Raw genomic sequence first — 18,121 nt, 5'->3', positions numbered from 1 at the left:
ACCGCGCCGCTCGCCTTCGGGCATCCGGGGTTGGGCACCACGGCGGTGCGCGGCGCTGTGCATCTCATCATCCAGAACGACATCGGCACCACCGACGCGCATGTGCTGGTGGTACATGTCACTGATGCCGACGTGACAGTCACCTATACCGACATCCACCGCCCGCGCGCGAAGTTCTTCATCGACATGTTCGCCGGCCAAAACGTCGAGTGGAGCCCGCTCAACCAGCGCCAGGCCAAGGGGCTGGAGGAGGGGGCGTTCTACCTCATCAACGGCCGCTTCGCCTCGGACGACGCGGACAACCGCCGCGCCTTCCTGGAATTCCTCGGCTCGCGGCTGGTGTTTCTCATCGACTGGAACAAGGCCCGCAAGGCGCTGCAGATCTTCCTCGGCAAGAATGCCGCCATCGGCCTGCTTGCTTGGGCGGCGGCGCATGATTACGGGCACCGCGCCTTCCTCGAACTCGGCGGGGCGGAGCTGGTGTACGACGCGGTGTACCGCGCCGCCTCCGGGCGCATCCGCTATGGCGAGCGGCTGGACGAGGCCCTGGGCGAGGCGGATTGCCTCGAGTTCCTGCGCAACGCGCTGCGCGGCACCGCCCAGGGCTTGGCCGCCGGACGCAGCGCGCGGCTGATCCGCGACGAGATCCAGGCCGAACTCTCCCGCCGGTTCGAGACCGCCGAAAGCGCCGTGTTCACCCTGCTGGTGCGGCATCTCGGCCTCTCGCGCTGCATCGCCGAAGGTATCGCCACTTGCCTGGAAACCCCCGCCCCGGCGCGGGACTTCGCCCGCCGCGCCAAGGTCATGGAGGCCAAGGCCGACCGGCTGACCGCGCAGACGCGCGAGCTGGCCGCGCGCATGAACGGCGCAACAATGCTACGCCATGTCGTCGATGAGGTGGAGAACACCACCGACATGCTGGAGGATTGCGCGCAGCTGCTCAGCCTGGTGCCCGAGGCCGGCGAGTGCGGCACGGCGCTGCTGCTGCCGCTGGCTGACATAGTGACCGGCGCGCTCTCGGCCATGGTGCGGGCGGTGGAAGCCGCCTCCCGCCTGCCCGAAGGCCAGCGCGCCGACGCCGCCGATGCCTTGCAGGCCATCGACGCCGTGGTGAGCGCCGAGCGCGATGCCGACACCGCCCAGCGCGAGGCCTTCGCCGAGCTGATGCGCACGCCCTGCGCCGATGCCCGCGTCCTGGTGCTGCGCATGGAGCTGACCAAGGGGCTGGAAGGCGCCACCGACCAGTTATCGCACGCCGCCTTTGCCTTACGTGACCGCGTGCTGGAGGAGCTTTCCGCATGAGCCAGTTCGCGCCGCTGTTCATCGGCGTCCCCGGCCACGCCAAGGCGCTGACCAGGGAAGTGGCCGGCAACAAGGCTGCCCAGCTCTGGCGGATGAGCCACCTCGGCCTGCCGGTGCCGCCCGCCTTCGTGCTGCCCGCCACGCTCTGCGCCGCGGTGAATGCCGGGGAGGAAGAGGCGATGCACGCGCTGGAGCAAGGCCTGAGCAAGGGTATCGCCAAGTTGGAGGCGCTCTCCGGCCGGGGCTTCGGCGATCCGCGGGCGCCGCTGCTGGTGTCCGTGCGTTCGGGTGCCGCGCAATCCATGCCCGGCATGCTGGATACAATCCTCGATGTCGGACTGAACGAGCGCTCGCTGCGCGGGCTCATCGGGCTTACCGGCAACCCCCGCCTAGCCTGGGACAGTTTCCGCCGCCTCCTGCAGATGTATGCCGAGGTGGTGCTGGAGCAACCGAAAACCAGGTTCGAGACGGCGCTGGCCGAAATGCTGCGCACGGAGAATGCCACCAGCGAGGCGGAACTGGACTCCGAGGCTCTGGAACGCCTCGCGCTGCGCTTCCAGTCCCTGGCCGGAGAGGTGCCCGAAGAGCCGATGCGGCAGCTGCACGAGGCCGCGCGCGCCGTTTACCGCTCCTGGGAGAGCGAGCGCGCCCGCGAATACCGCCGCCTGAACCAGTTGGAGGGGCTGATTGGCACGGCGGTGACGGTGCAGGTCATGGTGTTCGGCAATGCCGGGCAGAAATCCGGCGCCGGGGTGGCGTTCTCGCGCAACCCGGCCACCGGGGCGAAGGAGTTCTACGCCGATTACCTCAGCAACGCCCAGGGCGAGGATGTGGTGGCCGGGCGGCGGCCCACCGGTGGCGCCGGGGCGCTGGCAGCGCAGCTGCCCGAGGTGGCGCGCGAGCTGGAAGCCGGCGCGCACCGGCTGGAAGCGGAATTCCGCGACGTGCAGGACATTGAATTCACCGTTGAGCGCGGCAAGCTCTATTTCCTGCAAACGCGCTCGGCCAAGCGCACCCCGCGCGCGGCCTTGCGCATCCTGGTGGATTTCGTCGCGGAAGGGCTGCTGACACCCAAGGAAGCGCTGGCCCGGGCTGAGACCATCGACCTCGCTTTGGCGCAGGTGACGCGCTTCGCCGACACCCAACCCCCCGTCGCCACCGCGATTCCGGCAGCACCCGGCGTGGCCAGCGGCTGCGCCGCCTTCACCACGGAGCGGGCGAAAGCATTCGCGGCGGCGGGCGAGCCGGTGATCCTGGTGCGGCACGACACCGCGACCGAGGATGTGGGCGGCTTCGCCGTGGCGTCCGGCATCCTCACCGCCACAGGCGGGCGCACCGCCCATGCCGCCGTGGTGGCGCGCCAGCTTGGGCGCGTCTGCCTCGTGGGCTGTGCTGCGCTGCGCATCCTGCCCGATGGCGCGGAGCTGGGGGGCAGGCGCTTCGCCGAGGGCGACTGGCTCTCACTCGACGGCGAGACCGGCGGCATCACGCTGGGCAAGCGGGACATCATCTCCGAAATGCCGGCCGAGGAAATGGCGGCGCTGGCCACCTGGCGCGCTGGACAATAAAGGGGGCATAGCTATGCTGGACGCCTTATTGCCCTGCCCCCCTGCCCTGAGTGACCATATAACCGTGCCCGTACAGACCCTGCGCTTCCTCGCCAGTGCCGAAGTGCTTTCGGCGCTGTCCGACAATTCGCTGCTCGACACGCCGCCAACCCCCGTGCGGGGAAGGCGGCTGACGCAGCATTATTACGACACCCCGGATTTCGCCCTGGCGCGGCACCGCGTGTTGCTGCGCATGTCCAAAACACGGCGCGGCCACCATCTGGAGCTGAGCACGCCCGAAGGCGATGCGGCGGCGGACATCCCCGGCGCCACGCCGGACCTCGCGGCACTCGGCCCGGACTGGGAGGCGGCGGTAGCAACGTTGCTGGACGGGGCAGCGGTGCATCCCGTGTTCACCACGGATATCAAGCGCGTCACCCGCCATGCGGGCGAGGTTGAGGTTGGGCTGGAAACCGGCACCATCCAGGCCGGGGCGGAAAAGCTGCATATCAAGGAAGTCGTGCTCAGCGGGCCAGGCCTAGCTTTGTTCCCTTTCGCCCTGGCCTTGACCAAGAAATTCCCGATGCAATTGCAGGCGGACAGCGTGGCCGGGCGCGGCGCGCAGCTCGCCGGGGCGCCGGCGCCGCGGCAGGTGAAGGCAGGAGCGGGCCTGACCGGCACGCCGAGCCTCGACGAGGCGGTGGTGGACCTCACCCAATCCTGCCTCTCGCAATTCCTCGCCAACTGGCCCGCCTTCTACCGTGGAGACGAGATCGGCGCCGTGCACCAGATGCGCGTGGCCATGCGCCGCCTGCGCTCGGTGCTGGGGCTGTTCAGCCGCGCTTTCCCAGCGGCTGAACTCGCCGGGTTCCGGAACGAGGCCAGGCGCATCGCGAACGTGATGGGCGAGGCCCGCAACTGGGACGTGTTCATGCAGCTGCTGCATGATGGCCCGGCGGCAGCCTTCACCACCGAGGCGGGCATGGCCGCCATCCTGGACCAATGCCGCCGCTACCGCGAGGCTGGGTATGAGGCGGTGCACGCCTTGCTGGCCGATCCGGCCACCTCGCGCTTCGTGCTCACGGTGGAGTCGTTCCTCGCCCGGCATGGCTGGCGCAACGGCGTGCCGGCCGAGGCGCTGGACACCCTCACCGCCCCGGCGCTGGATTTCGCCACCGCGAACCTGCTCCGCCTGCACCGCAAGGTGCGCAAGCGCGGCAAGCGCATACTCAGCCTCAGCCCGCACGACCGGCACCTCGTGCGCATCGAGCTGAAGAAGCTGCGCTACGCGGCGGATCTGTTCGGCGGGCTGTTCGTTGCCAAGGGCAAGGTGAAGCAATACAGCCTGGCCGCCGCCGGATTGCAGGAGGAACTCGGGCACCTCAACGACCTTGCCACCGCGCGCGAGCTGCTGGACCGGCTAGATGGCGGCAAGCCGGACACGGCGCGGGCGATCGGCATCGCACTCGGCTGGTGCGCCCATTCGGCGCTGGCCGACGACGCTGTGCTGGAGAAACGCTGGAAGGCGTTCACCGGCACCAAGTCCTTCGCCGCCTAATCCCCGGCAGGGGCGGTGGCGCATGCGCTTGAATTTCCCGGAAAAACCCACGAGTATGCGATTAATTTCGGAAGAGTGGGGCAATGTCTCTGAAACGCCAGGCGGATATTCTGCAAGCCGTGCGCGAAACCGGCAGTGCCAGCATTACCGAGCTTGCCGCGCGGCTCGACGTCTCCACCGAAACGATCCGCCGCAACATCAAGCCGCTGATCGAGCAGGGCAGCGTGCTGCGCTTCCATGGCGGCATCATGAGCCCGGAGCAGACGGAGGACCCGCCCTTCCAGCGGCGCATGCAGCTCAACAGGACGGGCAAGCGCCAGGTGGCCGATCTGGTGCTGGACATGGTGCGCGATGGCGACAGCCTGATCCTCGATAACGGCACCACCACCACTTATGTGGCCGAGGCGCTGAGGGCCCGCTCCAACCTCGTGGTGGTGACCAATTCGGCGCAGATCGCCTGCCGCCTGGCCAGTCGCAACAACAACCGCGTGTTCATGGCCGGCGGCGAGCTGAGCGGTGACGACGCGGCGACCTTCGGGCCCAGCTCGATCGAGTTCCTGAAACAGTTCGAGGTGCGCTGCGCCCTGGTCTCCGTGGCGGGCATCAACGCGCGCGGCGAGCTGGTGGATTTCCATTTGTTCGAGGCCGAGTTCTCCCGCGCCGCCATGGCCCAGGCGGAGGAAACCTGGCTGATCGCGGATCAGTCCAAGTTCGGCCGCGAGGCGCCGGTGAAGGTGTGTGAACTGGGGAAAGTGCAGAAGATCATCACCGATGCGCCGCCGCCCGAGGATTTCGCCGCGCGCTGCGCAGCCCTCGGGGTGCATATGGTTAGGGGCTAGAATATCCCTGCCGCGAGCCCGGCCGCCATCGCCTCGCCCAGCGTTGCGCAAGCGGCCAGATCCTCCTGGCTCAGCGTCTTTTCCGCGAGGATGGCCTCCGGCGTTTGCGCCCTCGTGCAGATGATCAGCGGTTCCGCCGCCGGTTCCAGCCGCCAGCCGGTAGTGATGCGCGCGATCTGCCGCGCGGCGTTGGTGCCGTCGCTGCCCGCGCAGATCAGGCTGGCATAGCGCCGCCCCTCAATGCGCCCCAGCACTGGGTAATAGGCCCGGTCGAAGAACTCTTTCATCCTGCCGGTGAGCGCCCCCAGATTCTCCGGCGCCGCGAAGATATACGCGTCCGCCGCCAGCACATCCTCCGCCCGGGCGGCTTCGGCCGTGAGCAGGCGGGTGCGCACCTCCAGCTCCGCGCGCGCCCCGCGTGCCGCCGCCCGCGCCATCTGCGCCGTGCCGCCCGTGCGGCTGTGATACACGATCAGCAACGTCTTCATCCGCCCCTCCCCCGGGCCGCCCGGTGACTGGGAAACCGTGTTGACAGTTTCCGCCCTCCCCACCTAGCCTAACCCCAGATGGCAAAAAATTAAGGGGTTTGGCTATGAGCACTTTGGAGTCCTCGTTGAACGCGCTGATGGGGGTGGGCGGCGCGATGTGCGCGGCGGTTGTGGACTATAACAGCGGCATGGTGGTCGGCAGCAAAGGCAAAGGCGTTGATATGGACATCGCCAGCGCCGGCAATACCGAAATCATCCGCGCCAAGCAGCGTACCATGAAGGATCTCGGCATGGCGGGCCCGATCGAGGACATCCTGATCACCCTGGAGAGTCAGTTCCATATCCTCCGCCCGACGCAATTTTCTAAAGATTTGTTCATTTATTTGGTCCTCGACAAGGAAACCGGCAACCTCGCTTTGGCCCGCCGCAAGGTGCAGGACGTCGAACGCGAGCTGGTGGTCTGAACACTGACCGTCCGGAGGCTGGCTTGGCCGCGCCCCGCGCGCCAAGCCAGCTCTTGAAGAATTATGCGCAAATGCGCATGAAAAACATTATGCCGACCAACCAGAGCGATCCCGTGCCAAACCGCGCCTTTCGCTTCCCCGCCGGGCCAGGGGCGCGCGCATGAGCGGCACCGGCATCCAGGACGCGATCGCCGCGGCGCTGACCAATGTGCCGGGTTGCCTCGCCGTCGCCTACATCGACATCAGCGCCGGGGTGGCCGTGCATATGGGCACCGTCTCCCAGTTGCCGCCGCAGGTTCAGGAGCATCTCCCCGCCGCCTCGGCCTCGCTGTTCAGCCACGAGGATCTGGCGCTGCTGGACGCCCGGATTTCCGGCGCCGCCACCATCAAGACGCCGCGCGAGCTGATCGCCAATACCGAGGCGACGACGCATGTGTTCCTGCGCGGCCAGAGCTACCCCGGTTACGGGGCGGTGTTCGTCTGCTCCAAGGACGCGAATTTCGGCTACCTGCTCTACAAGGCCCGCGCCGCGCTAGCGGAGATCGAGGCCGCCTTCCAGTAATCCGTTCAGAAACCCGCTCTGGCGAGTCAGCTGGCGGGGTTTGGTGAGTACCGGAGCGGAGCGTACGTGCAGTACGTGAGCACCGGAACGGAACCAAACCGCATCAGATGGCCGTCAGAGTGGGTTTCTCATGCGAATTTCAGCGCGATGAACCCGGCCAGAATCAGCACCGCGACAGTGGCGGTGACCAGGCCGAGCCGGTCCTCGATGAAATGCCGCGCCGGCGCCCCGAATAGGCGGAGCAGCAGCGCCTCGATGAAGAACCGTCCGCCGCGCGTCACCACGCTCGCCGCCATGAATAGCGGGAAGTTGAACGCGGCAGCCCCGGCGGCGATGGTGACGATCTTATACGGGATCGGCGTCAGCCCTTTGATCAGGATGATCGCCACGCCGTATTCCGCGAATTTGTGCTGAAACGCGGCGAAAACGGCGTCGTAATGGTAGAGATGGATGATCGGCTGCGCCAGCTTGGCGAACAGCGCGTAGCCGATGAGATAGCCCAGCGCGCCCCCAGCCACGCTGCCCAGCGTGGTGAGCGCCGCCAGCCATGGCGCCCGACGCGGATTGGCCAGGGCCATGGGGATGAGCAGCACATCCGGCGGGATCGGGAAGAAACTCGCCTCGGCGAAGGCAAAAGCGAAGAGCCAGAGCGGCGCCGTCGGCCGCTCCGCCAGGGTGATCACGCGATCATAGGTCCGGCGCAGCATGGCGGGCTCAGTTCTGCGTGACGATGGAGCGGTGGCGCAGATCGTCCAGCAATTGCTGGGACTCCATCTCCACCCGGCGCTCGACGATGATGTTGGCGATATCATCGTCCGACGGCAGGGCCTCGGCCTGCTGCTGGCGCGAACAGACCATCACCACGGACGCGCCCTCGCGCGTCACCAGCGGCTGGCTGACCTGACCGGGAGCCAGGCTGCCGAGCAGGGTCTGGAACGCCGCGGGCGTGACGGTGGCGAGGTTCACCGGGCCCGGATCGGCCGGGTGGGCATTGCCGAAGGTGGCGTTCAGCGCCGTCATGTCGTCGCAGGAATGCACCTGCTTGGCCTTGGCGATGAGCTGGTTGATCACCGCCGCCTGGTCCGGGCCAACCTGACCGTTGGTGATCGGGCTCGGGTACGGGGCATAGGCCTGGCGGATTTTCAGCACCGTCTGCATCTGGTTGCCGACCTCGTGCTTATCCTGCAGCTGCACGATCTGGTAGCCGCCGGGCACGCGGATGGGGTTGGAGATGGCGCCCACGGGCATTTCCGTCACCGTCGCCGCCACCTGGTCATCCAACTGGTTCAGCTTCACATAGCCGAGATCGCCGCCCGAGAGCGCTGTCTGGTCCTGGCTGAACTGCGCGGCGATGACCGGAAAGGGCGCGCCGGCACGCAGCTGCGCGATCACGGTGGCGGCGAAGTTGCGGGCGGTGGCGTCGTCATCCGGGTCGGAGACGGGAATGAAGATCTCCGCCAAATGGTACTGCGTGCTGCCCAGCGCCGCCTTCAGCGCCGTCTTCTCGGCGTTCATGTCGCCCGGCATGGGCTGCAGCCCCGGCCCGAGCACCTGGTGCAGCACCTGCTGCCAGCCGAGCTGCGTGCGGATCTGTGCCAGCAGCGTGCCAAACGGCACGCCCTCCGCCTCCAGGCGCTGGCGCAGCCCGCCGACCGGCATGTTGTTGCCCTGCTCGATATGCCCGATCGCGCCGGCCACGTCGTCATCGGTGACAACGACATTGCGCTTGGCGATCTCCTGCTGCTGCAGCGCCTCGTCGATCAGTTGCTTCGTCACCTGCGGCGACAGGCGCGAGATCACGTCCGGCGTCGGGATCATGCCGGTGGAAATGGCGAGCAGGCGCGCCTTGGCATATACGTCCTGCGAGGTGATGAGCTGACCGTTAACCACCGCGGCGATGCTGGCCGATTGCGGCGCGGTGGCCCCTGGTACCGTGGTCTGCGCCATGGCCGGTGCGGCGAAGCAGGCGGAGGCAAGCAGGGCGGCACGGAAAAAATGCTTCATAGGGCGCTGAATCCAACATTACCGAGGGTTTTGAAGGTGAACTGGAGGAGCACAGACGTATCGCCGTCATCCAGGTTGTACGAGGTGTAACGCTTATTGAAAATCAGGTTGGCGCCGAAGCAGTCATTTTGCCACCCGACGCTGGCGTCGATGTTGTCGAATTCGCCGGTCTGCAGGTTGCGCTGCATGCCGCCGGAGAGCGTCCAGGGGCCGTCATTCGCGACCATCGAGGCGGTGAATTCACGCCGCTGCTGGAAATAGTCGGAGGGCGGTGCGAGCGTGACCTGCCCCTGCGGGGTGGCGGTGTCATACAGCACGTAGGGGTTGGTGTTGGTGAACAGATACCCGCCCGAGACGCTCAGCGCATGCGTGCCGACAGTGGCCGTGGTGTCGATCATGCGTACGCCGAAGGAGGAGTGCGCCAGGCGCGTGCGGTAGGCCACGTTGAACCAAGGCACGGGGGTGACGACCAGATGCCCGACGATGTCGGAGGTGTTGCCGGTCAGGCCCGAGTCGGGCAGGTAGTCGTAATCCTTGTGGAAGCGGTAGGACTGGCCGACCAGCCCGTCCACGCTGGCGCCGGAGGGCAGGTACCAGGCGGTGTGCAGGGCGTAGTCCACGCGCTCGCCGCCCTCCAGCCGGTCGATGCCGGGGTAGCGGTTGAGGTCGAACAGGTTCATGTCGGAGTATTCTAGGTCGAGGCTGTCCTCGTTCGGGATGCGCGGGTTCTGGCTGATGCCGACATTGGGCGAGGCGACGAGTTGCACCTCCGGCTCGATAAGCTGCGCGCCCAGCCCGCCTGCGGTGCGCATCCAGGGCCAGCGCAGCATCACCGCACCATAGACCTGCGCCCGCCCGGTGCTGGTGGAATCGAGAGAGCTGTAATTGGGCTGCTCGGACATCTTGTCGGTCTCGTAGCTCGCGCCGATCCCCTGCACCCGCGCCGTGCCGACAATGCCCGCGGGCAGCAGGAACGGCACCGAGTAGCCCGGCTCTACCGCCGCGCGCACTGTGTTGGTGCCGACCTTGCGGTACACGTTGAACACATTCGAGTCCACGCTGAACTGCCCGCCCAGCGAATCCTGGCCTGAGACAAAATGATACTGCCCGTACGGGGCGACGATCGGCAGCTCGGACTGGTCGACGCTGGCCACCAGGCCCTGGAAGGTCTCGGCGTCGATGCGGGCATAGGCGCCAGGAGAGAAGCCCTCCAGATATGCGTTACTGGTTAGGAACGAAGCGTTCGGCAGGAGGGTGAAGTCATCCAGGTAATGCGCGCTGGAGGCGCGGTCGTACTGGAAGCCGGCGCGCCAGTCCTGGTTCAGGTCGAAGGTGCCGTTGGCGAACACGGCATTGCCGAAATGCCCGCGGTCCTGGCCGCCTGAGGCGACGACGTTGAGCTCGCCCTGGTTGAAGGCGCGGCGGTATTCGGTGCGCAGCGCCGGGCCCTGCTTGGAGCCGATGATTGGCGTCAGCGTCAGGTCTGAGGAGTCGTCCAGCACCAGATAGTACGGCACGGTGAAGAAGAAGCCGAGCCGCGAGGTGCTGCCGATATCGGGGATCAGCAGACCGCTCTGGCGCTTTACCGAGGGGTCGGCCTCGGTCAGATACGGCGCGTAGAACACCGGCACACCCTCGAACTCCATCCGCGCGCCGCGGAACTCGATCATCTTGTGCTGGAGGTCGCGCGTCGCGCTGTTGGCCTTGATCTGCCAGGTCGGGGCGGCGCGCGGGTTGGTCTTGCACAGGTTACAGGCGGAATAAACGACCTTGGTCAGCTCGTCGATCTGGCCGTTATAGCGCTCGCCGCCATTGGCGATCAGCCGGACGTTGTTCCCCAGCCGGGCGGCCACGCCTTGCATCACGGCGTCCTTCATGCCCTTGCTCAGCACTGCGTGCTCGGCATAAACCGTGTTGCCCCCGGGCTGGATCAGCACCACATGTCCGTCCGCCGTCACCTGCCCGGTGGTGCGGTCCAGCGTCACCTTGTCGGCGTACAGCGTCTGCCCGTTCTGAATGGCGCGCACATGCCCGGTGGCGGTGACAATATTCCCCGTTTTGTCATACGCCACCGCATCGGCGCTGAAGCTCACCGGCGCCTTCTGCGCAGGGCCGCTCTCGGGCGTGAGCGGCGGTTGTTGCGCCATCGCCACGCCGGCGAGGCTGGTGGTGGCGGTGAGCAGGAGCAGAAATTTGCCGGTGCGGGTCATGCTTCAGCCATCTTCCAGATGCAACAACAACGCAAGCGCCAAAAACAATCCGGCCACGGCCGGAGCCCAGGCGGCGAGCACCACCGGCACCGCGCCGGATGTGCCGAACTGGTTGGCGACTTCGGATATCATGAACAGGGCGAAACCGCAGCTCACGCCGGAAACCAGCATGTTCATCGCGCCGCCCCGGCGCGAGGGGCGCATGGAGAACCCCGCGGCGACCAGCGCCATGGTGGCGCAGAGCAGCGGCAGGGCCGCCAGCGCCTGGAACGCCAGCTCGTGCTGGGTAGCCGAGAAGCCGGACTGCTTGAGCAGGCGAATGAAGCCCGGCAGCGCCCAGAAGGAGAGCGCATCCGGCGAGGCGAAGCTCTCCTGCACGCGACGCACGGTGAGGTCGGTGGGGAATTCCAGCGTGGCGGCATGTCGCGGCGCGTTGTCCGGCGCCAGCACGTTCGCGTCGCTCAGCGTCCAGTCGCCTGCATCCAGCGTGGCGTGCGCCGCCTCGATGCGCGCCAGCAGCGCGGACTGCGCGTCCAGGCGCAGCACCGTCACCTTGTCGGCCTCCAGCGACTTGCCGTGCAGCACCACGTCCTGCGCGTGCAGCACGGCCACGCCATCGGGCACCATGCCGGTATCCGTCTGGCGCACCCATAGCTCACCGCCATTGAGCGAGAGCGGGCCGCCACCAGGCTTGAGATAGGCATTGTCCAGGATCTCGGCGCGGCCGAACATCAGCGCCGAGACCGGGCTGACGCCGCCCGTGCCGAGCGCGCCCAGCAGCGCCGCCATCAGCACCGGCACGGCCAGGAACTGCCAGGCGGAGATCCCGGCGGCGCGCACCACCACCAGCTCGGAGGAGCGGGCCAGCCGCCAGAAGGCGAAGATGCCGCCCAGCAGCACGGCGAAGGGCAGGATCTGCATCATGCTCCAGGGCAGGCGCAGCACCTCGATCTCGCAGACGATGCCCAGCCCCGCCTGCGGCCGCGAGGCGGATTCGCGCAGCAGCTCCAGGAAGTCGAACAGCGAGACGAGGGCCGTCAGCGCGAACAGCATCGCCAGCACGGCCAGCGCGAAGGCCCGGCCGAAATAGATGGAGAGGGTGACCGGCAGCCTCATCCGCGTGGCGCACCCTGGCGCGCCAGCAGGAAGGCAGCGCCCAGCCCGGGGGCCAGCGCCACCGCCCAGATCAGCGGCAGCAGCCGCGTATCGCGCGCCGCGAGATTGCTCACCCCCAGCCCGAGCGCGACCAGCGCCGTCACCACCCCCACCGCCGTCGCCAGGCGCATGTATCCGCCATGCCGGCGGAACACCCCGCCCAGCACGGCGACCAGCCCGACCAGCGTGTAGCTCAGCGCGGTGAGCGGCGCGGTCAGGCGGCGATGCGCCTCGACCAGCCATTTGCCACGGTCGCTGGGCCGCAGGTCCGCCCCGGGGTGCAGCAGCGCGCCCAACGGCGCCTCGCTGGCATCCACGTATTCCGGCGCGCTTGTTTTGGCGGGCTGCGCCAGTGACAATTCGTTACGCGCAAAGCTCAGCATGTCCAGCCGCCCGGTCTTGGGGTCGATCTGCTCGCGCGAGCCGTCCTGCAACTCCACCACCGGTCCGGCCGGGTTGACCAGGAGCTGCCCGGTGCGCGCCAGGATGGTCGCCGGGGCAGAGGGGTCCCGCCCGTCCTCGATGAGGATGCCGCGCAGGCTGTTATCCGCCCCGCGTGACTGCACGTAGACGGTGATGTCGCCGCTGACCGGGGTGAACACGCCTGGCTCCAGCAGGAAGGCGGCGATCTGGTTGCGGATCTCGTACTGATAGTCGCGGAAGGCGCCGAGGCAGGCCGGCACCACGCCCAGGTTGAGCACGTAGCCGAGCAGCACCGCTCCCGCCGCCACGGCCAGGGCCGGACGGGCCATTGCAAAGTCCGAGAGGCCGATGCCGCGCATGATCGTCAACTCGCGGTCCCCGCCGAGGCGCGCATACACGAACAGCACCACGATGAAACAGGTGATCGGCAGGATGGTGGCGACGAAGCTCGGCACCAGCAGCGAGGTGAGCCGGAGGAACACCAGCGGCGAGAGCCCGTGCGCGACGATGATCTGGATGAAGCGCAGCGACTGGGTGAGCCAGATGAGCGCCACGAATCCGAGCGTGACCAGCAGCAGCGCCAGGGCCAGCTGGGAGCCGATGTAACGGTCGATCCGGTGGAAATGCAGGCGGCGCGGCATGGCGAGAGTTCTGGCGGGGACCCGGGTTGAAGGCAAGAGCGCCCAAGCCATGCCCAGCGATTGCGGCGAAACCATGAAGCCGGGGGAACAAAATTATCCGTTGTAAGTACCACAATTTGTATGTTGTAATTCCAACAGATACCGCCGCAAGGGGAGCTGGACCATGATGTACGATGACGAATTCCTGGGCCGGTTGCAGGCTGGGCTGCAGGCGGCGCTGCCAGCCTGGGGCCTGCCGGGGGCAGCAAAGCTGCGCCTGCTGACGATTTCCGAGAACGCCACCTACCTGGCCGAGACGCCGGACGGCGCGCGGACGATCTTCCGCGTGCACCGCCCGGACTACCATACCGGGGACGAGATCCGCTCCGAACTGGCCTGGATCGAGGCGCTGGGCAACGATGGCGTCGTCGCCACGCCGCGCCCACTCCCGGCTCTGGATGGCCGCCGCCTGGTGGATTTCCACGACGGCGAGACCCATCGCTACGCCGTGGCCTTCGAGTTCATGTCCGGGCGCGAGCCGGATGCGGAGTCCGACCTCGCCCGCTGGTACGAGACGCTGGGCGAGATCACCGCCCGCCTGCACCAGCACAGCCGGTACTGGGTCCGCCCGGAAGGCTTCGCGCGCAAGCTCTGGTCGTTCGAGACCATTATCGGCCCCGGGGCGCATTGGGGCGACTGGCGCACCGCACCAGGGCTGGACGCGGCGGGGCTGGCCACGCTGGAGGAGGCGCAGGCGCTGCTCGCCCGGCAGACGGCCGCCTACGGCTACGGGCCGGAGCGCTTCGGCCTGGTGCATTGCGACATGCGCACCGCCAATTTGCTGGTGGATGGCGAGCGCCTGGGCGTGATCGACTTCGACGATTGCGGCCTCTCCTGGTACGCCTACGACTTCGCCGCCTCGGTCAGCTTCATGGAGCATGAGCCGTTCATCCCCGCGCTGATGCGCGCCTGGGTGGCGGGCTATCGCCGCGTCGCGCCGTTCGGCCCGGCCGAGGAAGCCGCGCTGCCGATGTTCGTGATGCTGCGCCGGATGCAGCTTACCGCGTGGGTCGCCAGCCACGGCGAGACCCCCACCGCCCAGGCCATGGGCGAGGCCTATGTGCGCGGCACGGTGGCGCTGGCCACAGACTACCTCCGCCAAAACGCCCTGGAGAACGTAGCATGAGTGCTGCCAAGCAGATCCTGGCCCTGAACCGCTTTGACGGCGACGACACCGCCTTCCTGCCGCCGGATTTGGCTGAGCGCGTCATCCGCCGCCGGGCGACCTTTGGCGCCGCCTCGGTGCTGTTCTACGAGCAGCCGATCGAGATGGTGCGCGGCGAGGGCGTGTATCTGTTCGATGCCGCGGGCAACCGCTACCTCGACATGTATAACAACGTCCCCTCGGTCGGGCATTGCCACCCGGCCGTGGCCTCGGCCATCGCGGCGCAGGCGGCGCGGCTGAACGTGCATACGCGCTACCTCAACCGGGGCGTGGAGGCTTATGCCGAGCGGCTGCTCTCGCATTTCCCCGCGCCGCTGAGCAATCTGGTGATGACCTGCACGGGCAGCGAGAGCAACGACCTCGCCATGCGCATCGCCTCCGCCGTTACCGGCAAGGGCGGCTTCGTCGTCACCCGCGCGGCGTATCATGGCAACACCACGGCGGTGACGGCCATCTCCCCCTCCGCCTTCTCCGCGGCACCGCTGCAGCCGCATGTGCGGCTGATCCCCGCGCCCCAAGAAGCGGGCGACGTGGCCGGGGTGTTCGCGGCCCATCTGCGCGCCGCCATCGCCGAGCTGGAGGAGTCCGGCATCGGCTTCGCAGCACTTGTGGTGGACAGCATCTTCTCCTCCGACGGCATCTTCGCCGACCCGCCGGGTTTCCTGCAGACGGCGTTGAACGCGGTGCACGAGGCCGGGGGCCTGATTATCGCCGACGAGGTGCAGCCCGGCTTTGGCCGCACCGGCGCCGGGATCTGGGGCTTTACGCGCCACGGCATCGTCCCGGACATCGTGACCATGGGCAAGCCCATGGGCAACGGCTTTCCCATGGGCGGCGTCGTCACCCAGCCGGACTATCTCGCGCATTTCTGCGCCGCCACCGGCTATTTCAACACGTTCGGCGGCAATCCCGTGGCGGCGGCGGCGGGCAATGCGGTACTGGACGTGATCACCGAGGAATGCCTGATCGACAATGCCGCCCTCAGCGGCGATTTCCTCAAGCAGGGGCTGCTGGAGCTGAAAAAGGAGTTCCCGCGCATCGGCGGGGTGCGCGGCGCCGGGCTGTTCATCGGGCTGGACTTCATCAACCCCGAGACCGGCGCGCCGGACCAGCCCTACGCCAGCAACATCATCAACGCCATGAAGCAGCACCACATCCTCATCGGCGCGGCCGGGCTTTACGGCCACACGCTGAAGATCCGCCCGCCGCTATGCTTCAATATCGGCCATGGCACATTGTTCCTGGAAACGCTGCGCCGGGTGCTGGCGGGGGGCTAGCCTCCGCCGGTCGTCCAAAACCGCCACGGCCCACAGCGCCAAGCCGCCAGCGGCAAGGCCAGCGCCGACCCAGCCGGCAGCGCCCCAGCCGAATCCGGCGGTGATGGCCAGCCCCGCCAGCCACGGCCCGAGCGCGTTGGCGACGTTGAAGGCGGAGTGGTTGAGCGCCGCCGCCAGGGTCTGCGCGCCCTCGGCCACCTGCATCAGCCGCGCCTGCAGCGGCGTGCCCAGCCCGCCAATGCCGCCGATCAGCAGCACGATGGCACCCATGGTCCAGAGCGAGTGGATCATGAACGGGTAGAGGCAAAGGCAGGCGATGGACCAGATCAGCACCCCGGCAACGGTGGGCATCAAGGCGCGGTCGGCGCACCAGGCGCTGAGGAGGTTGCCCGCCGTGAAGCCCGTGCCGAGGAGAGCGAGCATCACCGGCACCACATCCGGCGAGGCATGGGTGACGAGCAGCAGGGTGGAGGCAAGATAGGTATAGACGGCGAACATGCCGCCGAAGCCAATGGCGCCCATGCCCAGCGCCAGCCACACCTGGCGGCGGCCAAGCGCCGACAGTTCCGCCAGCGGCGAAGGGGCGTCGCCGCCATGCAGCTTCTGGCGGGGGGCGAGGGTCTGCACCAGCGCGGCGGTGATGAGCGGCAACAGCGTCACCAGCCCGAAGGCCCAGCGCCAGCCGACGGTCTGGCCGATGAAATTGGCCGCCGGCACGCCGAAGATGGTGGCCACCGTAAGCCCCGCCAGCACGCGCGACATGGCCTGGGCGCGTTTCTCGGGCGGCACCAGCGAGGCCGCCACCAGCACGGCGACGCCGAAATACGCGCCATGCGGCAGCCCGGCGATGAAGCGGAACAAGAGCATCCAGCCCGGCGAGGGCGCGAAGGCGGTAAGCCCGTTACCCAGCGCATAGACCAGCATCAGCCCCACCAGCACGTCCCGCCGGGGCAGATGCGCCGCCATGAGCGCCAGCACCGGCGCGCCCACCACCACGCCCAGCGCATAGGCGCTGATAACGTGGCCCGCCTGCGGGGCGCTCATGCCGAACGAGGCGGAGAAATAAGGCAACAGCCCCATGGTGCCGAACTCGGTGGTGCCGATGGCGAAGCCGCCCATGGCCAGCGCGAACAGCGCCAGATTAACCTGCGGCGCTTGCCGCGAAGACTCCGTCATCATTACCCCCAGACTTTACCGCCCGGAGGTGATGCTGCGGCGCAGCGATGTCAACCTAAACCGGTTCTGGATAGTCTCTCCATTTGAATTTCGGAGTCGGGTGGCTTTGCGACGGTCCGCTTCTGGATCAGGGCTTTGAATACCGGACATTCGGCTAAAGGCCGATGATCGGCACCGGGGCCCGTTGTGGTGCCAATTAACAGTCAATGCGGCTTTCGGTCCGGTGATGGCCTCGTCTTGCCGGAAATTGCAGGGCGCAGCGCCTTAAACGTTTGCCCCGGCATGTCGGACTGTGTGCCGGAAGACGAACTTCCGCAGTTCCGCATCGATTTTATCCGAAATTGTATCGTCCGCGCCGGTGAGCGTCACCGCGACCTCAAGGCCGCGCTTGCCGCCATCGCGCACCTCCACCTCCACCGATGCCGCCTGAGCAATGTCCGACAATATCGGCTTGAGGAGCCGCACCGTGGCATCGCATCGCAGCGCCGGCTTGTAGAGTTTCCCCACCGCTGTCAGCGGCAAGGCGTCGACGATATAAACATGCTTGGGCCAGGCTGGACGCTCGGCGATATGCTCGAGCGCAAACGCCATCAGATCCTCTTCAGCCGCCACCGCGCCCGGTGCGAGCGTCACATAGACCACGGGCAACTCGCCTGCGTAAGGATCGGGCTGGGCAACCACGGCGGCCATGGCCACCGAGGGGCAGCGCTCGAAAGCCGCCTCCACCATCGCCGGGTCAATATTATGCCCGCTGCGGATGATGACATCCTTTGCCCGGCCGGCGATGAAGAGTTTGTCGTCCGCCCCAAAATAGGCGAGGTCTCCCGTATTCAGCCCACCATCCGTAAACACCCCGGCATTTTGCAACGGATCGCGATATCCTGGCGACACGGTCGGCCCGGAGACGAACAGCACGCCGATTTCGCCGGGGGCGCAGTCATCGCCAAGCTGCCCTGTCTCATCCCGGAGGCGGACGCGCAGTTGCGTGTAGGGCATGCGGTATCCGACCGAGCCCGGCGTTGGCCGGCATCCTGCCGGGTCGACGGCGGTGACGCCGCCGCTCTCCGTCATGCCCAAAATCTCATGCAACTGCTTGCCCGTCACCTCGGCAAAGCGTTCGCTCACGCTCAATGGCAGGGCAGCCGCCCCGGTGAGGCCGAAGCGCACCGTGGCGAGCGAACCGGTGACGGGAACAGCCAGGATGGCGGCAAGTGATGTCGGCACGCCGCCTATGACGGTGACGCCGTAGCGCTCGACGATATGCCAGAAGC

At 67.5% G+C, this 18,121-nt stretch carries 16 protein-coding genes; 8 read left to right on the top strand and 8 right to left on the bottom strand.

Annotation, left to right across the window (positions count from 1 at the left end; genetic code table 11):
• The 4 genes from ACLPJJ_RS03430 to ACLPJJ_RS03415 all read left to right on the top strand — a co-directional run.
• The coding region (locus ACLPJJ_RS03430; RefSeq protein WP_443589483.1) for a hypothetical protein at positions 1 to 1,302 on the top strand (1,302 nt) is incomplete at its 5' end.
• Positions 1,299 to 2,870 carry a PEP/pyruvate-binding domain-containing protein gene (locus ACLPJJ_RS03425; RefSeq protein WP_443589481.1) on the top strand — a complete coding sequence of 524 codons (1,572 nt, stop codon included), beginning with the start codon at positions 1,299 to 1,301 and terminating at the stop codon, positions 2,868 to 2,870. The genes ACLPJJ_RS03430 and ACLPJJ_RS03425, both read left to right, overlap by 4 nt.
• A 64-nt stretch (positions 2,871 to 2,934) precedes the next feature.
• Positions 2,935 to 4,407, top strand: a complete 1,473-nt coding sequence (locus tag ACLPJJ_RS03420; protein WP_443589479.1) for a CYTH and CHAD domain-containing protein — start codon at positions 2,935 to 2,937, stop codon at positions 4,405 to 4,407.
• An 83-nt stretch (positions 4,408 to 4,490) separates the two neighbouring features.
• Positions 4,491 to 5,246: a DeoR/GlpR family DNA-binding transcription regulator gene (locus ACLPJJ_RS03415; RefSeq protein WP_443589477.1), complete on the top strand. Its 756-nt coding sequence runs from the start codon at positions 4,491 to 4,493 to the stop codon at positions 5,244 to 5,246.
• Here ACLPJJ_RS03415 and ACLPJJ_RS03410 read toward each other — a convergent pair.
• Entirely contained in the window at positions 5,243 to 5,734 is a 492-nt protein-coding gene (locus ACLPJJ_RS03410) for a flavodoxin family protein (RefSeq protein ID WP_443589475.1), read from the bottom strand. The genes ACLPJJ_RS03415 and ACLPJJ_RS03410 overlap by 4 nt on opposite strands.
• 125 nt (positions 5,735 to 5,859) lie before the next feature.
• Between ACLPJJ_RS03410 and ACLPJJ_RS03405 the strand changes: the two genes are divergently transcribed.
• A complete protein-coding gene (locus tag ACLPJJ_RS03405) occupies positions 5,860 to 6,198 on the top strand; it encodes a hypothetical protein (RefSeq protein WP_443589474.1) in 339 nt (112 codons plus the stop codon).
• A gap of 160 nt (positions 6,199 to 6,358) precedes the next feature.
• A complete protein-coding gene (locus tag ACLPJJ_RS03400) occupies positions 6,359 to 6,760 on the top strand; it encodes a hypothetical protein (protein ID WP_443589473.1) in 402 nt (133 codons plus the stop codon).
• A 128-nt stretch (positions 6,761 to 6,888) separates the two neighbouring features.
• On the opposite strand, the gene ACLPJJ_RS03395 is transcribed toward ACLPJJ_RS03400, so the two are convergent.
• From ACLPJJ_RS03395 to lptF, 5 genes are read right to left on the bottom strand one after another with little or no spacing between them, the layout of a single operon-like run.
• Complete coding sequence (locus tag ACLPJJ_RS03395) at positions 6,889 to 7,467, bottom strand: YqaA family protein (RefSeq protein ID WP_443589471.1); 579 nt, start codon at positions 7,465 to 7,467, stop codon at positions 6,889 to 6,891.
• A gap of 7 nt (positions 7,468 to 7,474) precedes the next feature.
• Positions 7,475 to 8,764: a peptidylprolyl isomerase gene (locus tag ACLPJJ_RS03390; RefSeq protein WP_443589469.1), complete on the bottom strand. Its 1,290-nt coding sequence runs from the start codon at positions 8,762 to 8,764 to the stop codon at positions 7,475 to 7,477.
• Entirely contained in the window at positions 8,761 to 10,974 is a 2,214-nt protein-coding gene (locus ACLPJJ_RS03385) for an LPS-assembly protein LptD (protein ID WP_443589468.1), read from the bottom strand. Before ACLPJJ_RS03385 ends, ACLPJJ_RS03390 begins: the two co-directional genes overlap by 4 nt.
• 3 nt (positions 10,975 to 10,977) lie before the next feature.
• Positions 10,978 to 12,090: an LPS export ABC transporter permease LptG gene (gene lptG / locus ACLPJJ_RS03380; RefSeq protein WP_443589466.1), complete on the bottom strand. Its 1,113-nt coding sequence runs from the start codon at positions 12,088 to 12,090 to the stop codon at positions 10,978 to 10,980.
• Entirely contained in the window at positions 12,087 to 13,193 is a 1,107-nt protein-coding gene (lptF, locus tag ACLPJJ_RS03375; RefSeq protein WP_443589464.1) for an LPS export ABC transporter permease LptF, read from the bottom strand. Before lptF ends, lptG begins: the two co-directional genes overlap by 4 nt.
• A gap of 163 nt (positions 13,194 to 13,356) precedes the next feature.
• Between lptF and ACLPJJ_RS03370 the strand changes: the two genes are divergently transcribed.
• On the top strand, positions 13,357 to 14,358 hold the full coding sequence (locus ACLPJJ_RS03370; RefSeq protein ID WP_443589462.1) for a phosphotransferase enzyme family protein: 1,002 nt from the start codon (positions 13,357 to 13,359) through the stop codon (positions 14,356 to 14,358).
• A complete protein-coding gene (locus ACLPJJ_RS03365; protein WP_443589460.1) occupies positions 14,355 to 15,674 on the top strand; it encodes an aspartate aminotransferase family protein in 1,320 nt (439 codons plus the stop codon). The genes ACLPJJ_RS03370 and ACLPJJ_RS03365 overlap by 4 nt, the downstream gene beginning before the upstream one ends.
• Here the strand turns inward: ACLPJJ_RS03365 and ACLPJJ_RS03360 are convergent.
• Together ACLPJJ_RS03360 and ACLPJJ_RS03355 are read right to left on the bottom strand one after the other, a co-directional pair.
• Positions 15,606 to 16,850, bottom strand: a complete 1,245-nt coding sequence (locus ACLPJJ_RS03360; RefSeq protein WP_443589458.1) for an MFS transporter — start codon at positions 16,848 to 16,850, stop codon at positions 15,606 to 15,608. The two genes, ACLPJJ_RS03365 and ACLPJJ_RS03360, sit on opposite strands and share 69 nt — an antisense overlap.
• A gap of 264 nt (positions 16,851 to 17,114) precedes the next feature.
• Positions 17,115 to 18,121: AMP-binding protein (locus ACLPJJ_RS03355; protein ID WP_443589456.1), on the bottom strand; the 1,007-nt coding region annotated here is incomplete at its 5' end.

Origin of the sequence: Acidocella sp. (assembly GCF_052326845.1) — a bacterium.
Taxonomy (GTDB): domain Bacteria; phylum Pseudomonadota; class Alphaproteobacteria; order Acetobacterales; family Acetobacteraceae; genus Acidocella.
Note: the sequence above shows the minus strand (reverse complement) of the source record. Positions and strands in the feature narration are given on the sequence as shown.

Excerpts from the sequence above, each read along its gene's own strand:
- ACLPJJ_RS03390 (WP_443589469.1), bottom strand. The coding sequence starts at position 8,764 with ATGAAGCATTTTTTCCGTGCCGCCCTGCTTGCCTCCGCCTGCTTCGCC.
- ACLPJJ_RS03400 (WP_443589473.1), top strand. The coding sequence starts at position 6,359 with ATGAGCGGCACCGGCATCCAGGACGCGATCGCCGCGGCGCTGACCAAT.
- ACLPJJ_RS03410 (WP_443589475.1), bottom strand. The coding sequence starts at position 5,734 with ATGAAGACGTTGCTGATCGTGTATCACAGCCGCACGGGCGGCACGGCG.
- ACLPJJ_RS03370 (WP_443589462.1), top strand. The coding sequence starts at position 13,357 with ATGATGTACGATGACGAATTCCTGGGCCGGTTGCAGGCTGGGCTGCAG.
- ACLPJJ_RS03415 (WP_443589477.1), top strand. The coding sequence starts at position 4,491 with ATGTCTCTGAAACGCCAGGCGGATATTCTGCAAGCCGTGCGCGAAACC.
- ACLPJJ_RS03425 (WP_443589481.1), top strand. The coding sequence starts at position 1,299 with ATGAGCCAGTTCGCGCCGCTGTTCATCGGCGTCCCCGGCCACGCCAAG.
- ACLPJJ_RS03365 (WP_443589460.1), top strand. The coding sequence starts at position 14,355 with ATGAGTGCTGCCAAGCAGATCCTGGCCCTGAACCGCTTTGACGGCGAC.
- lptG (WP_443589466.1), bottom strand. The coding sequence starts at position 12,090 with ATGAGGCTGCCGGTCACCCTCTCCATCTATTTCGGCCGGGCCTTCGCG.
- ACLPJJ_RS03395 (WP_443589471.1), bottom strand. The coding sequence starts at position 7,467 with ATGCTGCGCCGGACCTATGATCGCGTGATCACCCTGGCGGAGCGGCCG.
- ACLPJJ_RS03360 (WP_443589458.1), bottom strand. The coding sequence starts at position 16,850 with ATGACGGAGTCTTCGCGGCAAGCGCCGCAGGTTAATCTGGCGCTGTTC.
- ACLPJJ_RS03385 (WP_443589468.1), bottom strand. The coding sequence starts at position 10,974 with ATGACCCGCACCGGCAAATTTCTGCTCCTGCTCACCGCCACCACCAGC.
- lptF (WP_443589464.1), bottom strand. The coding sequence starts at position 13,193 with ATGCCGCGCCGCCTGCATTTCCACCGGATCGACCGTTACATCGGCTCC.